15 protein-coding genes are annotated in these 13,965 nt (G+C 72.2%); 8 read left to right on the top strand and 7 right to left on the bottom strand.

Features of this window, described 5'->3' with window-relative positions:
• Positions 1-9 precede the first annotated feature (9 nt).
• Positions 10-522, top strand: coding sequence for an Lrp/AsnC family transcriptional regulator (locus IH00_RS0110585; RefSeq protein ID WP_031072032.1), 513 nt, complete (start codon positions 10-12; stop codon positions 520-522).
• Positions 523-642: 120 nt separating this feature from the next.
• On the opposite strand, the gene IH00_RS0110580 is transcribed toward IH00_RS0110585, so the two are convergent.
• Together IH00_RS0110580 and IH00_RS0110575 are read right to left on the bottom strand one after the other, a co-directional pair.
• A complete protein-coding gene (locus IH00_RS0110580) occupies positions 643-1,236 on the bottom strand; it encodes a TetR/AcrR family transcriptional regulator (protein WP_031072028.1) in 594 nt (197 codons plus the stop codon).
• Positions 1,233-2,765 carry a 3-hydroxyacyl-CoA dehydrogenase gene (locus IH00_RS0110575; protein WP_234334813.1) on the bottom strand — a complete coding sequence of 511 codons (1,533 nt, stop codon included), beginning with the start codon at positions 2,763-2,765 and terminating at the stop codon, positions 1,233-1,235. Before IH00_RS0110575 ends, IH00_RS0110580 begins: the two co-directional genes overlap by 4 nt.
• Before the next feature lie 123 nt (positions 2,766-2,888).
• Here IH00_RS0110575 and paaN point away from each other — a divergent pair, with 123 nt between their 5' ends.
• Positions 2,889-4,583, top strand: coding sequence for a phenylacetic acid degradation protein PaaN (gene paaN / locus IH00_RS0110570; protein ID WP_031072024.1), 1,695 nt, complete (start codon positions 2,889-2,891; stop codon positions 4,581-4,583).
• A 56-nt stretch (positions 4,584-4,639) separates the two neighbouring features.
• Here the strand turns inward: paaN and IH00_RS0110565 are convergent, their stop codons facing one another.
• Genes IH00_RS0110565 through IH00_RS43940 form a run of 3 tightly spaced genes read right to left on the bottom strand, consistent with a single transcriptional unit; the run spans position 4,640 to position 7,454 of the window.
• Positions 4,640-5,317 (bottom strand): TrmH family RNA methyltransferase, encoded by a 678-nt coding sequence (locus tag IH00_RS0110565; RefSeq protein ID WP_031072021.1) that lies wholly within the window; start codon positions 5,315-5,317, stop codon positions 4,640-4,642.
• Positions 5,314-6,543, bottom strand: coding sequence for an HTTM domain-containing protein (locus IH00_RS0110560; RefSeq protein ID WP_031072020.1), 1,230 nt, complete (start codon positions 6,541-6,543; stop codon positions 5,314-5,316). The genes IH00_RS0110565 and IH00_RS0110560 overlap by 4 nt, the downstream gene beginning before the upstream one ends.
• Positions 6,540-7,454: a DUF5819 family protein gene (locus tag IH00_RS43940; protein WP_031072018.1), complete on the bottom strand. Its 915-nt coding sequence runs from the start codon at positions 7,452-7,454 to the stop codon at positions 6,540-6,542. Before IH00_RS43940 ends, IH00_RS0110560 begins: the two co-directional genes overlap by 4 nt.
• 128 nt (positions 7,455-7,582) lie before the next feature.
• Between IH00_RS43940 and paaA the strand changes: the two genes are divergently transcribed.
• The 6 genes from paaA (at position 7,583) to IH00_RS0110525 (ending at position 12,468) form a co-directional block, all read left to right on the top strand.
• Positions 7,583-8,599, top strand: coding sequence for a 1,2-phenylacetyl-CoA epoxidase subunit PaaA (gene paaA / locus IH00_RS0110550; RefSeq protein ID WP_052411304.1), 1,017 nt, complete (start codon positions 7,583-7,585; stop codon positions 8,597-8,599).
• The gene (gene paaB / locus IH00_RS0110545; protein WP_031072014.1) at positions 8,596-8,883 is read left to right on the top strand and encodes a 1,2-phenylacetyl-CoA epoxidase subunit PaaB; all 288 of its coding nucleotides are present in this window, start codon (positions 8,596-8,598) and stop codon (positions 8,881-8,883) included. Before paaA ends, paaB begins: the two co-directional genes overlap by 4 nt.
• A complete protein-coding gene (gene paaC / locus IH00_RS0110540; RefSeq protein WP_031072012.1) occupies positions 8,880-9,614 on the top strand; it encodes a 1,2-phenylacetyl-CoA epoxidase subunit PaaC in 735 nt (244 codons plus the stop codon). Before paaB ends, paaC begins: the two co-directional genes overlap by 4 nt.
• Before the next feature lie 23 nt (positions 9,615-9,637).
• On the top strand, positions 9,638-10,138 hold the full coding sequence (paaD, locus tag IH00_RS0110535; protein ID WP_031072010.1) for a 1,2-phenylacetyl-CoA epoxidase subunit PaaD: 501 nt from the start codon (positions 9,638-9,640) through the stop codon (positions 10,136-10,138).
• Positions 10,139-11,200: a 2Fe-2S iron-sulfur cluster-binding protein gene (locus tag IH00_RS0110530; RefSeq protein ID WP_031072008.1), complete on the top strand. Its 1,062-nt coding sequence runs from the start codon at positions 10,139-10,141 to the stop codon at positions 11,198-11,200.
• Between the two features lie 86 nt (positions 11,201-11,286).
• Positions 11,287-12,468 carry an acyl-CoA dehydrogenase family protein gene (locus IH00_RS0110525; RefSeq protein ID WP_031072007.1) on the top strand — a complete coding sequence of 394 codons (1,182 nt, stop codon included), beginning with the start codon at positions 11,287-11,289 and terminating at the stop codon, positions 12,466-12,468.
• 288 nt (positions 12,469-12,756) lie between these two features.
• Here IH00_RS0110525 and IH00_RS0110520 read toward each other — a convergent pair whose 3' ends face one another.
• Both IH00_RS0110520 and IH00_RS0110515 read right to left on the bottom strand, forming a co-directional pair.
• On the bottom strand, positions 12,757-13,101 hold the full coding sequence (locus tag IH00_RS0110520) for a rhodanese-like domain-containing protein (protein ID WP_031072005.1): 345 nt from the start codon (positions 13,099-13,101) through the stop codon (positions 12,757-12,759).
• Between the two features lie 39 nt (positions 13,102-13,140).
• On the bottom strand, positions 13,141-13,905 hold the full coding sequence (locus IH00_RS0110515; RefSeq protein ID WP_107064443.1) for a J domain-containing protein: 765 nt from the start codon (positions 13,903-13,905) through the stop codon (positions 13,141-13,143).
• Positions 13,906-13,965: the final 60 nt, after the last annotated feature.

Raw genomic sequence — 13,965 nt, 5'->3', positions numbered from 1 at the left:
GCTGAACAAATGGCCGACGGCGGGGAGCTCAGGCCGGCGGGTGGCGAGCCCGAACACGCGCCGCGGCCGCTCGACGCGATCGACCGCGACATCCTCCGGATCCTCCAAACGGATGGCCGGGCCTCGATACGCTCCGTGGCCGAGCGGGTCCACGTGTCGCGTGCCAACGCGTACGCGCGGATCAACCGGCTCATCGAGGACGGCGTGATCCGCGGCTTCAGCGCACGGGTGAACCACGAGCGGGCCGGCCAGGGGGCCTCCGCCTACATCACCCTCAAGATCGTTCAGAATTCGTGGCGCACGGTGCGCGAGAAGCTCCAGGCGCTGCCGGGAGCGGCACACATCGCACTGGTCAGCGGGGACTTCGACGTTCTGCTGCTGGTCCACACGCCGGACAACCGCACCCTGCGCGAACTGGTCCTGACCAAGCTCCAGTCCATCCCGGAAGTGCTGTCGACACGGACCCTGCTGGTCTTCGAGGAGACGGATCTGAACCGGCGGATCCTGACGGACGAGAGCTGACCGGAGGCCGCCGAGGGCCGGAGGTGCTCCCGAAGCCGACCGGCACCGGGCCACGACCGGGCCGCAAACACGACGAGGCACGCCGGACGGGGTCCGGCGCGCCTCGAGGTGCGGTGCGGGTCAGGAGGTGGTGCGCAGCCCGTCGAAGGCCAGGTGGACGACGGTGTCGACCAGCTGCTGGCGCTCGGCCCCGCCGCCCGGCTGCGGGCGGTACCACTCCACGAGCGAGTTGATCATGCCGAAGAGCAGCCGGGTGGCGAGCCGTATGTCCACGTCCGCCCGCAGGTCGCCGTCCGCGGCCGCGGCCTTCAGCAGCTCGGCGACACGGTGGTCGAACTCGCGGCGCCGCTCCAGCGCCCACCGCTCGGTCTTGGTGTTGCCGCGCACCCGCAGCAGCAGCGTCACGTACGGCAATTCGTCCATGAGCACCTCGACGGTGCGCCGGGTCACGTACTCGACCCGCTCGATGGCCCGCCCCCGCACGGCGCCCGGCTCGTCGAGGACCGCGAAGAGCCCGTCGAGCGCCCGGCTGACCGCGCGCCGCAGCAGCTCCTCCTTGCCCGTGACGTGGTGGTAGATCGAGGACTTGGAGATCCCGGCCGCCTTGGAGAGGTGCTCCATGGAGGTGCCGTCGTAGCCGCGCTCGTTGAAGACGCGGACGGCGACCGAGAGCAGCGTCTCGGGGGTGTAGGTGTCACGCTTGGCGGTGGTCATCGGCTGTCCTGGTCCTTCGTGGCGGCCCGCTCCTCGTGCTCCATGCGCAGGACGCCGAGGCAGGGGGCGTAACGGCCGGTCGGGTAGCGCTCGTGCAGCGCGCCGAGCAGCTCCGCCACGTGCTCGTAGCCGAGCAGGGCAGCCCACTCGAAGGGCCCTACCGGGTAATTGACCCCCAGGCGCATCGCGGTGTCGATGTCCTCGGCGGAGGCGACGCCGCGGTCGACGGCGTCCACGGCGAGATCGACCAGCATCGCGACCGTACGGGCGACGATCATGCCGGGCACGTCGCCGATCACCGAGACGTCCTTGCCGAGCGCCTGGAAGAGCCCCACGGCCTCCCGCAGTGTCCCCTCCGAGGTGGAGGGTGCGGTGGACAGGGCGATGCGGGTGGCGGTCGTGTAGTCGTGGGCGAGGTCGAAGTAGATGATCTCGTCGCCGTCGTACTCGAAGACGGTCTCGCCGTCGGCGAGGCCGAGCTGTCCGCCGCCCGGGAGGACGAGGTGCTTGCCGTGCTTCTTGCGCCGGACCCTGATGCCGGCCTGCTCCATCATGGCGACGAGCGGTTCGGCGTGACCCAGGTGGCCGTGGACGGTGACGGCCGTGGGTGCGGGAGCGGGCTCCTCGGTGCGCGGGACGGGCCGCTCGCTGCCCTCGGCGTACGGGTACCAGCCCTGGCCCGCCTTGCGGCCGAGGCGCCCCGACTCGACCAGGCGGCGCTGGGCGAGGGACGGGGTGAACTTGGGGTCCTGGTGGAAGGACTCCCACACGGACCGGGTGACGGCCTCGTTCACGTCCTGCCCGATGAGGTCGGTCAGCTCGAAGGGGCCCATCCTGAAGCCGCCGCACTCGCGCAGGACCGCGTCGATGGTGGCCGGGTCGGCGGCCCGCTCCTCGTACAGGCGCAGCGCCTCGGCGTAGAAGGGGCGGGCGATGCGGTTGACGATGAAGCCGGGGGTGTCGGCGCAGCGGACCGGCGTCTTCCCCCAGGCCCCGGCGGTGTCGTACGCGCGCGTGGCCGCGGTGTCGTCGGTGGCGAAGCCGCTGACGATCTCGACGAGCGGGAGCAGGGGGGCGGGGTTGAAGAAGTGCATGCCCACGAAGCGGCCCGGCAGCCGCAGCGCCCCGGCGATGGCGGTGACGGAGAGCGACGAGGTGTTGGTGGCGAGCAGGCAGTCGTCGGGGACGATCTTCTCCAGGGCGGTGAAGAGCTCCTGCTTGACCGCGAGCCGCTCGACGATCGCCTCGATCACGAGTGCGGCGTCGGCGAGGTCCTCGAGGGTGTCCGCCACGTGCAGCCGCCCGGCCGCCGCGGCGCGCTCGTCCGCGGTGAGACGGCCCTTTTCCGCCAATCGGTCCAGTCGCGCGGTGATGGCCGCGGCGGCCTGTGCGGCTCGGCCGGGGCCCGCGTCGTAGAGGCGTACGGGGTGGCCGGCGACCAGCGCGACCTGGGCGATGCCCTGTCCCATCGTGCCGGTGCCGACGACCGCGACGGTGCGGCTGCGCTCGATGGCCATGTTGTCGGTCATGACAGTGATCCTCCCCGATGAGCTGTCCACAGGTTCGGGAGGCCCCCTTGTCCCGACCGATCGTTCGGTTACTCTAGCTCTGTCCGCCTGTCCCTGCCCAGCTCGACGAGGAGTTGGTCCGTCATGGCCGCCGCTCAGCTCACCACCGACCACCTGTCCGAGAGGCACCGGCCCACGCTGGACCAGGCCCTCGAGGCGATCCGTACCCGGGCCTACTGGTCCCCGCATCCCGAGCACCCCAAGGCGTACGGGGAGAACGGCTCGTTGAGCGCGGCCGACGGCCTCGCCGCCCACAAGGCCGTCCTCGGCGCCCGCTTCGAGCTGGACCAGCCGGGCACGGACGGCTGGACGGGCGGCGAAGTGTCCCCGTACGGGCCGGAGCTGGGCGTGGAGTACCCGCACGCCGACCTGGACGTCCTGCTGCCCGCGATGCGCGCCGGCACGGCCGCCTGGCGGGACGCCGGTCCGGAGACCCGCGCGCTGGTGTGCCTGGAGATCCTGGCCCGGATCAGCGCCCGGACGCACGAGTTCGCGCACGCGGTCATGCACACCAGCGGGCAGGCGTTCATGATGGCCTTCCAGGCGGGCGGACCGCACGCGCAGGACCGCGGCCTGGAGGCGGTGGCGTACGCGTACGCGGAGCAGGTCCGCACACCGCTGGTGGCGGACTGGTCCAAGCCGCAGGGGAAGCGCGACCCGCTGGAGCTGCGCAAGGCGTTCACGCCGGTGGGACGCGGCATCTCGCTGCTGATCGGCTGCAACACCTTCCCGACGTGGAACGGCTACCCGGGCCTGTTCGCCTCCCTGGCCACCGGCAACCCGGTCCTGGTCAAGCCGCACCCGCGCGCCGTGCTGCCCCTGGCGCTCACGGTCAGGGTGGCCCGCGAGGTGCTCGCCGAGGCCGGTTTCGACCCGAACCTGGTGGCGCTGGCCGCGGAGCGGCCGGGCGAGGGCATCGCCAAGGATCTGGCGCTCCGGCCCGAGATCCGGATCATCGACTACACCGGGTCGACCTCCTTCGGCGACTGGCTGGAGACCAACGCCCGGCAGGCGCAGGTGTACACGGAGAAGGCCGGCGTCAACACCGTCGTCATCGACTCCACCGACGACTACAAGGGGATGCTGTCCAACCTGGCGTTCTCCCTGTCCCTGTACAGCGGCCAGATGTGCACCACCCCGCAGAACCTGCTCATCCCGCGCGACGGGATCTCCACCGACGCCGGCCCCAAGTCGTACGACGAGGTCGTGGCCGACCTGGCCGCGGCGGTCGACGGCCTGCTCGGCGACGACGCCCGGGCGAACGCCCTGCTGGGCGCCATCGTCAACCCGGACGTGAAGGCCCGCCTGGAGGCGGCGGCCGGCCTGGGCGAGGTCGCCCTCGCCTCGCGCGAGATCGCCAACCCCGACTTCCCGGACGCCGTCGTCCGGACGCCCGTGCTCGTCAAGCTCGACGGCTCCAAGCCGGACGCGGAAGCGGCGTACATGTCGGAGTGCTTCGGCCCGGTCGCCTTCGCCGTCTCGGTCGACTCGACCGCCGACGCGCTGGAGCTGCTGCGGCGCACGGTGCGCGAGAAGGGCGCCATGACGGTCGGCGCGTACACGACGTCGGCGGATGTCGAGCGCGCGGTCGAGGAGGTCTGCCTGGAGGAGTCGGCGCAGCTGTCGCTGAACCTGACGGGCGGGGTGTACGTCAACCAGACGGCGGCGTTCTCCGACTTCCACGGCTCCGGCGGCAACCCGGCGGCGAACGCCGCACTGTGCGACGGCGCCTTCGTGTCGAACCGCTTCCGCGTGGTGGAGGTCCGCCGCCAGGCGTGATGTCACCCGCCGGCTCGCCGTGAGGAGGTCCGCCCGCCGGGCGTGACCTCCACCGGTCAGGTGCCGACCGCGGCCGCGCCCGGCACCTCGGGGGAGATCTCCGCGTACCGCTGCACCCACGCGTGCATGGCGATCGCCGCGGCCGCGCCCGCGTTGATCGAGCGCGTCGAGCCGAACTGGGCGATCGAGCAGACCATCGCCGTGTGCTTGCGGGCCTCCTCCGTGAGGCCCGGCCCCTCCTGCCCGAACAGCAGCACGCAGCGGCGCGGCAGCTCGGTGCGCTCCAGCGGTACCGCCCCGGGGAGGTTGTCGATGCCGATGACGGGCAGCCCCTCGGCGGCGGCCCACGCGGTCAGCGACTCGGTGTCCGGGTGGTGGCGCACGTGCTGGTACCGGTCGGTGACCATCGCACCGCGCCGGTTCCAGCGGCGGCGGCCCACGATGTGGACCTCCTTGGCGAGGAAGGCGTTGGCCGTGCGGACGACGGAACCGATGTTGAAGTCGTGGCCCCAGTTCTCCACGGCCACATGGAAGTCGTGGCGCCGGGTGTCCAGGTCGGCGACGATCGCCTCGCGCGTCCAGTACCGGTAGCGGTCCACGACGTTGCGCCGGTCGCCCCCGGCGAGCAGCTCGGGGTCGTACCGCTCGCCCTCCGGCCAGGGCAGGGGGTGCGGGCCGACACCGATCTCGGGGCCGTAACCGTCGTCGTACTGGAGGGGGGTCTCGCTGCTCACCCCACGAGGGTACGGGGGGCCCGCGCGTCGGTGGCAGGCCGATCGTCCGGTGCCGGCCTTCTGAGTCCGGGCAGCAGCCGGTCACGGCCGAGCCGGACACGGGCACCGAGCCAGACCAGGAAGACCGTCGGGAGGAAGACGGCGTCCGCGGCGATCATCGCGAGGGAGAAGAACGGCAGTCCCAGCAGCACCGCGATGCCCGCGTGCTCCAGCATCATCGCCACGAGCAGGACGTTCTTCACACGCCGGTTGAAGAGCGTGAAGGGGAACGCGACCTGCACGACGACCGTGCCGTACGTCAGCAGCAGCACGACCACGCCGCTGTTGGCGAGGAGGTCCGAGAAGAACGGCCAGGGTGTGAAGTAGTCCAGCTTCAGCGGGTAGTACAGCGCGGTGCCGTCCTGCCAGCGTGAGCCCTGGATCTTGTACCAGCCGGCTGTGGCGTAGATGAGGCACACCTCCGCCATGATCACGAAGAGTGCGGCGTTGTGGGCGAGGTTGGCGAGGACGTCCAGCAGGACGCGCGGCTCGCCGGGCGCGTACCGGCACACCACCCACCACAACCCTTGCGCCGCCCACAGCAGCCACAGGAACCACAGCAGCCATGTCTCGCCGCTCCGGTCGCCGAGCAGGGTCGCGGCCACCATCCCGGAACCGAGGGCCGTCCACAGGGCGACGCCGATCGCGTCACCGCGGGAACCGGCGCGCGCGCCGCGGCGGGCGTCCAGGGACCAGACCTGGCCGCAGCGGGTGAGCACCAGGTAGATCGCCATCAGGTGGACGACGTTGTCACCGCCGTCCCCCATGAAGATGGAGCGGTTCTGCAGCGACAGCACACCGATCATGAACAGCACGGACATGGTGCGGGTGCGCCAGCCGATCAGCAGGCCCACGCTGGAGAGCATGGCGACCGCGTACACGATCTCGAACCAGACGAAGCTGTCCGACCACATCAGGACGGTGAACGAGTGGTTGTTCGCGATCAGCTGCTGGCCCATCTCCCAGGACCACGGGCCCTCGGGGCCGTACAGCTCGCGGCGGTGCGGGAATTCACGCAGCAGGAAGAGCAGCCAGGCGCCGGCGAACCCGATGCGCACGATCGCGGTCTGGTACGGGCCGAGGGCCGTGGCCGTGACGCGCTGGACGGCGCGGGCGAGCCGGCGGTCGGCCGGCTCGCGCCGGGTCCCGGCGGACGGGGCGGTGCCGCTGGTGCTGGTGGGGTTCACTGGTGCGCCTCCGTACGGCTGGCGTCCTCGCCGCGTTCCACGCCTCCCGGGAGGTCGGCAGCGGTCACCGTCCACCACGGGAGCGTCCGGTAGTAGGTCCGGGTGTCCGTCTCCTCCTTGCTCCAGACCGGGGCCTGGATCCCCCGGGTGGCGGAGCGCAGCTGGATCCGTTCGACGCGACCGCCCAGGTCGTGGGCGTCCAGACGGAGCATCGCGATGCGGCGGATGTAGCGCTCGGAGAGCCGGCCGCGCAGGCCGTTGGGGCGGTTGTCGGTGGTGTGCGAATTGACGAAGAAGTCCCAGCCGCGCCGCAGCTCGTTCTGGTTCACGTGGCTCGGCAGCAGGTTGCCGCGGATGGCTTCCCCGTCGTCGGCCGTGAGGTCGATCCACCGGGTGGTCCGGCGCCCGCCGTCGGCGGCGGTGATCTCAGCCCGGGCGTGGACGGCGATGTTCTGCTGGAGCGGGTTCGGCGCGAAGAGCTTCCAGTTCTGCTCGAACTCCGGGAAGACCCATTCGTCGACGGCCTTGCCGTGCTGCTTGGTCAGCGTGTTCGACGGCGCGACGTGCAGGAACACCATGGCCAGGTGGTAGCAGGTGAAGACCGTGACGACGGCGAGAGCGACGGAGGCCACCACTTGATACGGCAGCGAGAGCCCGGCTATGCCCCCGGTGCGGGGGACCGGCACCCCATCGGCATCCGGGCCGGCATCCGCGCCCGGGCCGGCGTCCGCACCCTCGCCCGCAGCCGTGTTCGCCCCCGGGTCGCCGCCCGATCCGGACGACGTGGTGGGGGATGCGCCGGCGGGACGGGACGCGGCGGCGCGTGCACCGGGTGGGGAGGGGTGCGGGGCGGTGCCCCGGAGGTTCGCGGCGAGCTCGGCGCGCCCGCCCTCCTTGTCGTACGAGTCCATCCCGCCCCGATCCGCCTCGGTCCGCGGCCGCATCGATCCACCGCAGTTATCCACAGGGTTGACACCATACGGCCCGCCGACTCACCATTGAAGTCATTCAACCGAACGATCGGTCGGTAGGGGGCCCGATGACGGCAGTGACTGCGGATACGCAGGAGGCGTACCAGGCGGTGTTCGACGCCGCGGTGGCCGCCGACGAGCGGATCGAGCCGCGCGACTGGATGCCCGAGGCGTACCGCGCCTCGCTCGTCCGGCAGATCGCGCAGCACGCCCACTCCGAGATCATCGGCATGCAGCCGGAGGCCAACTGGATCACCCGCGCGCCCTCGCTGCGGCGCAAGGCGATCCTGATGGCCAAGGTCCAGGACGAGGCAGGGCACGGCCTGTACCTGTACAGCGCCGCCGAGACGCTGGGCGTCAGCCGGGACGAGCTGCTCGACAAGCTTCACTCCGGCCGCCAGAAGTACTCCTCGATCTTCAACTACCCGACGCTGACCTGGGCCGACGTCGGCGCCATCGGCTGGCTCGTCGACGGCGCCGCGATCACCAACCAGGTGCCGCTGTGCCGCTGCTCGTACGGCCCCTACGCCCGCGCGATGGTGCGCGTGTGCAAGGAGGAGTCCTTCCACCAGCGCCAGGGGTACGAGGCCCTGCTCGCTCTCTCCCGCGGGACGCCGGAGCAGCACGCGATGGCTCAGGACGCGGTGAACCGCTGGTGGTGGCCCTCGCTGATGATGTTCGGCCCGCCGGACGACGAGTCGGCGCACTCGGCGCAGTCGATGGCCTGGAAGATCAAGCGGCACTCCAACGACGAGCTGCGCCAGCGCTTCGTCGACATCTGCGTTCCGCAGGCCGAGGCACTGGGGCTCACGCTCCCGGACCCGGACCTGCGGTGGAACGAGGAGCGCGGGCACTACGACTTCGGCGCGATCGACTGGACCGAGTTCTGGGAGGTCCTCAAGGGCAACGGGCCCTGCAACGAGCAGCGGATCTCCCAGCGGCGGCGCGCGCACGAAGAGGGCGCCTGGGTCAGGGAAGCGGCAGCGGCGTACGCCGCGAAGCACGAGCAGCGCGGCCGGCGCGAAGAGCACGGACAGCGCGAAGAGCACGACCGGCAGGCGGAGCACGGGGAGGCGACGGCATGACGAACACCGACTGGCCGCTGTGGGAGGTGTTCGTGCGCTCACGCCGCGGGCTGTCCCACACGCATGCGGGAAGCCTGCACGCGCCGGACGCCGAGCTGGCCCTGCGCAACGCCCGGGACCTCTACACCCGCCGGAACGAAGGCGTGTCGATCTGGGTCGTGCCCTCCGCGGCGATCACCGCTTCCTCGCCGGACGAGAAGGACCCCTTCTTCGAGCCGGCCGCGGACAAGCCCTACCGGCACCCGACCTTCTACGAGATCCCGGAAGGGGTGCAGCACCTGTGACGGCTCCGGAGACGACTCCCACGGCGATCGCCGCAGCGATCGCCCTCGGCGACGACGCACTGGTGCTGTCGCACCGGCTCGGGGAGTGGGCCGGCCACGCTCCCGTCCTGGAGGAGGAGGTCGCGCTCGCCAACATCGCGCTGGACCTGCTCGGCCAGGCCCGGGTGCTGCTGTCCCTGGCCGGGGACGAGGACGAGCTCGCCTATCTGCGCGAGGAGCGTGCGTTCCGCAACGTCCAGCTGGTGGAGCAGCCCAACGGCGACTTCGCCCACACCATCGCGCGACAGCTGTACTTCTCCACCTATCAGCGCCTGATGTACGGCCGGCTGGCCGCGGCGGACGCCGGTGACCTGTCCGGACTCGCCGCGAAGGCGGTCAAGGAGGTCGCCTACCACCAGGACCACGCCGAGCAGTGGACGCTGCGGCTGGGCGACGGCACCGCCGAGAGCCATGAGCGGATGCAGCGGGCCTGTCAGGCGCTGTGGCGCTTCACCGGCGAGCTGTTCCAGCCGGTCGAGGGCCTGGACATCGACTGGCACGAGCTGGAGGCCGACTGGCTGACGTCGGTGACGGCGCTGCTGGAGCGGGCCACGCTCACCGTCCCCGACGGGCCGCGCAGCGGGGCGTGGAGCGCGGGCGCGGGACGCCAGGGCCTGCACACGGAGTCGTTCGGGCGGATGCTCGCGGAGATGCAGCACCTGCACCGCAGCCACCCGGGGGCGACGTGGTGACCGGCACCGCGGCCCCGACGGGCATGACGGCCCTGGAGGAGGAACTGAACCGGCTGGCCGGTTCGGTGCCCGACCCGGAGCTGCCCGTGCTGACTCTGGAGGAGCTGGGGGTGATGCGCGGTGTGCACGTCATCGCCCCCGGCAGGGTCGAGGTGCGGCTCACCCCCACCTACACCGGCTGCCCCGCGATCGAGGCCATGTCCTCCGACATAGAGCGGGTGCTGAACGAGCACGGGATACCGGACGTCACCGTGGTGACGGTGCTGTCCCCGGCCTGGACGACGGACGACATCAGCGCGGAGGGCCGGCGCAAGCTGGCCGAGTTCGGCATAGCCCCGCCCCGCCCGCGGGGCGCGGTGGACGGCGCCGGCGGCGGACCCGTCCCGGTGGCGCTCGCCATCCGGTGCCCGCACTGCGGCTCGACCGCGACGGAACTGCTGAGCCGGTTCTCCTCCACCGCCTGCAAGGCGCTGCGCCGCTGCACCGCATGCCGCGAACCGTTCGACCACTTCAAGGAGTTGTAGATGTTCCACCCGCTCCGGGTGAGCGAGGTCGAGCGGCTCACGGACGATTCGGTGGCCGTCACCTTCGCCGTTCCGCCCGCCCTGCGCGAGACCTTCCGCCACACCCCCGGCCAGCACGTCACACTGCGCCGGAGCACGGCTGTCGGTGAGGAGATCCGGCGCACGTACTCGATCTGCTCCCCCGCCGCTCCCGCCGGTGCGGACCCGGTCCTGAAGGTGGCCATCCGGCTGGTGGACGGCGGCGAGTTCTCGACGTACGCGCTCAAGGAGCTCGCCGTCGGCGACACCGTCGACGTCATGGAGCCGATGGGCAGGTTCCTGCTGGCGCCCCGTCCGGGCCGCTTCGCGGCGATCGTGGGCGGCAGTGGCATCACGCCGGTGCTGTCGATGGCGGCGACGGTGCTGGAAAGGGAGCCGGACGCACAGTTCTGCCTGATACGCAGTGACCGCACCGCCGCCTCGACGATGTTCGTCGACGAGGTCGCCGACCTCAAGGACCGCTTCCCCGGCCGCTTCCAGCTGATCACCGTGCTGTCGCGCGAGGAGCAGCAGGCGGGCCTGCCGTCCGGGCGGCTGGACCGGGAGCGGCTGACCGCGCTGCTGCCCCGCCTGCTGCCCGTCGGCGAGGTGGACGGGTGGTACCTGTGCGGACCGTTCGGGCTCGTGCAGGGCGCCGAGCGCACGCTGCGGGACCTCGGGGTGGAGCGCGGGCGCATCCACCAGGAGATCTTCCATGTGGACGACGGTTCCGCAGCGGTCGCCGCACGAGCTGCCGCGGTGGCCGCGCACGCCACGCTCACGGCCACCCTGGACGGCCGGTCCGGCACCTGGCCGGTCCGCGAGGCGGAGTCGCTGCTGGAGACGGTGCTGCGGGCCCGCGCGGACGCTCCGTACGCCTGCAAGGGTGGGGTCTGCGGGACCTGCCGGGCGTTCCTCGTCAGTGGCGAGGTGCGAATGGACCGCAACTACGCGCTGGAGAACGAGGAGACCGAGGCGGGCTATGTGCTGGCCTGCCAGTCGCATCCCGTCACGCCCGAGGTGGTGCTCGACTTCGACCGCTGAGTCCGTGCCCATTCCCTTCCCCTAGAACCTGTTCTATCTTGACGCTCCGTCAGGCAGGGCGGTCGTCGGACAGGAGGGGCAGGGCTGTGGACTTCACCTTCAGCGAGGAGCAGCAGGCGGCCGTCGAGGCGGCGAGGGCGGTGTTCTCGGGCGTCGCTCCCGACGGGGTACCGAGCCCCGCACTCACCGAGGGCGCCGTGGCGGACGACTTCGACCGCACGCTCTGGTCCCGCCTCGCGGACGCCGACCTGCTGAGCCTGGTGCTCTCCCCCGAGCACGGCGGCGCGGGGCTGGACCCCGTCGCGCTGTGCCTGGTGCTGCGCGAGGCGGCCAAGGTGCTGGCCCGTGTGCCGTTGCTGGAAACCTGCGCGGTCGCGATGGCCGTCGAGCGCTACGGCAGCCCCGCCCTGGCCGTCGAGCTGCTGCCCCGGGTGGGCCGCGGCGAGCTGGTGCTGACCGTGGGCGCGCACGGCCGCACCGGGCACGACCCGGCCGAGCTGGCCGTGACCGCCCGACGCGACGGCGACCGGGGCGGCAGCGCGACCGGGGACGGCGCAACCGGAGGCTGGGGCGACGGCTGGGTGCTCGACGGGACGCAGACGGGCGTGCCGTGGGCCCAGGGCGCCGACCGCATCGCCGTTCCGGCGCACACGCCCGACGGGCGGGCGGTCCTCGCCCTGGTGCCCGCCGGCCACGGGGGCGTGACGCTCGCCGAGCAGGTCTCCACGAACGGTGAGCTCTTCGCCGAGGTCCGGCTCGTCTCCGTACGCCTCACCGCCCATGAGGTGATCGACACGGAGGGTGCCTGGGAATGGCTGCGCGGGCTGCTCACCACGGGCACCTGCGCGCTGGCACTCGGCCTGGGCGAGCAGGTGCTGACCATGACGAGCGCGTACACCGGCAAGCGGGAGCAGTTCGGCTTCCCCGTCGCGACGTTCCAGGCCGTCGCCGTCCAGGCCGCCGACCGGTATATCGACCTGCGCGCCATGGAGGCCACCCTGTGGCAGGCCGCGTGGCGCATCACCACGGGCGCCGGAGGGCCGCTGCCCGCGTCGGCGGACATCGCGGTGGCGAAGATCTGGGCCTCGGAAGGCGTGCGGCGCGTCGTCCAGACCGCGCAGCATCTGCACGGCGGCTTCGGCGCGGACACCGGCTATCCGCTGCACCGCTTCCACGCCTGGGCCAAGCAACTGGAGCTCTCGCTCGGCCCGGCCGCTGCGCACGAGGAGGCCCTCGGCGACCTGCTGGCCGCTCACCCGCTGGGATGAGTCCGGCCCGCTGGGATGGGTCCGGCCCGCTGGGATGGGTCCGGACGGCTGCCCCACCCCACGAGCTCCGCTCGCTGAGCCGCCGCAGCCGGTACGCACACCTGGCCGGCGCTGCACCTGGCGGCGCTGTTCGCCTGCCTTCGCCCCGGGCCCGGCCCCGAGCCGCCGCGACCGGTGCACGCTGCTGCCCGCATGCCCGGCTGCCCGGCTGCCCGCGCCTCGGCCGGGCCACGCGCGGATCGCGCGCCACTACAGGCAGGCCAGGCCGACAACCACCGAACCTCGGAGCTACAGGACGACGGCGGGGGCTCCGGTGTCGGTGACCATCGGGCGTCCCGCGCTCTCCCAGGCGAGCATGCCGCCGTCGATGTTCACGGCGTCGATGCCCTGCTGCACCAGGTACTGGGTGACCTGCGCGGACCGGCCGCCGACCCGGCACATCACATAGGCGCGCCGCCCGTCGGCCACCGCCTCCGTCACCTCGCCGAAGCGCGCCACGAAGTCGCTCATCGGCACGTGCAGCGCACCGTCGACATGCCCGGCCGCCCACTCGTCGGCTTCGCGGACGTCGAGCACCAGCCCGTCGGCCGGCACCGAAGCTGCGTCCACCGTGGGCAGCGGTGCGAAGTTCATGGGGTCACGCCTTCTCTCGTCGTAGCGAACATCTCGAACCTACTGCACCCCTTGCGCCAACGCGGCCAGCTCAGCCTCGCGCTCGGCGACCTGCGCCAGCAGTTGCTCGGCGATCTCGTCCAGCAGCCGGTCCGGGTCGTCGGGCGCCATCCGGAGCATCGCGCCGATCGCGCTGTCCTCCAGGTCCCGCGCGACGACGGTCAGCAGTTCCTTGCGCCGGGCCAACCAGTCCAGCCGGGCATAGAGCTCCTCGCTTTCGCTCAGCTCGTCCGCCGCGGGCACCGGGCCGCGCTCCCACTCCTCCGACAGCTCTCGCAGCAGCGCCTCGTCCCCGCGCCCGTAGGCGGCGTTCACCCGCGTGATGAACTCCTCGCGCCGCTGCCGCTCCGCCTCGTCCCGGGCGAGGTCCGGATGGGCCTTGCGGGCGAGCTCACGGTAGAGCTTGCGGACCGCGTCCCCGACCCGCACCCGCTTCGGCGGCTGCACGGCCTGGTTGTTGAGCATCGCGGCGGCCTCCGGGGACAGGCCGTCGGAGTCGATCCAGCTGTGGAACAGCTCGTCGACCCCCGGCATCGGCAGCACCATCGCGCGGGCCTCCTGCGCCCGGCGCAGATCCTCCGGATCCCCGGACCGCGCCGCGCGGGCCTCCGCGATCAGGGCGTCCAGCTCGTCCAGGCGCGCGTACATCGGGCCGAGCTTCTGGTGGTGCAGCCGGGAGAAGTTCTCCACCTCGACCCGGAAGGTCTCCACCGCGATCTCGAACTCGATCAGCGCCTGCTCGGCCGCCCGCACCGCCCGCTCCAGCCGAGCCTCCGGCCGCTCGGCCTGCTCACCGGCCTGGGCGCCGCCGGGCTCACCGGCTGG

The organism is Streptomyces sp. NRRL S-118, assembly GCF_000716335.1.
Lineage (GTDB): Bacteria > Actinomycetota > Actinomycetes > Streptomycetales > Streptomycetaceae > Streptomyces.
This window is presented reverse-complemented; position numbering and strand designations above follow the sequence as displayed.

Bases quoted from the DNA above. Each gene is read 5' to 3' on its own strand.
- paaA (WP_052411304.1), top strand. From the start codon at position 7,583: ATGACGGCAGTGACTGCGGATACGCAGGAGGCGTACCAGGCGGTGTTC.
- IH00_RS0110520 (WP_031072005.1), bottom strand. From the start codon at position 13,101: ATGAACTTCGCACCGCTGCCCACGGTGGACGCAGCTTCGGTGCCGGCC.
- paaD (WP_031072010.1), top strand. From the start codon at position 9,638: ATGACGGCCCTGGAGGAGGAACTGAACCGGCTGGCCGGTTCGGTGCCC.
- IH00_RS0110575 (WP_234334813.1), bottom strand. From the start codon at position 2,765: ATGACCGACAACATGGCCATCGAGCGCAGCCGCACCGTCGCGGTCGTC.
- paaB (WP_031072014.1), top strand. From the start codon at position 8,596: ATGACGAACACCGACTGGCCGCTGTGGGAGGTGTTCGTGCGCTCACGC.
- IH00_RS0110585 (WP_031072032.1), top strand. From the start codon at position 10: ATGGCCGACGGCGGGGAGCTCAGGCCGGCGGGTGGCGAGCCCGAACAC.
- IH00_RS0110530 (WP_031072008.1), top strand. From the start codon at position 10,139: ATGTTCCACCCGCTCCGGGTGAGCGAGGTCGAGCGGCTCACGGACGAT.
- IH00_RS0110580 (WP_031072028.1), bottom strand. From the start codon at position 1,236: ATGACCACCGCCAAGCGTGACACCTACACCCCCGAGACGCTGCTCTCG.
- IH00_RS43940 (WP_031072018.1), bottom strand. From the start codon at position 7,454: ATGGACTCGTACGACAAGGAGGGCGGGCGCGCCGAGCTCGCCGCGAAC.
- paaN (WP_031072024.1), top strand. From the start codon at position 2,889: ATGGCCGCCGCTCAGCTCACCACCGACCACCTGTCCGAGAGGCACCGG.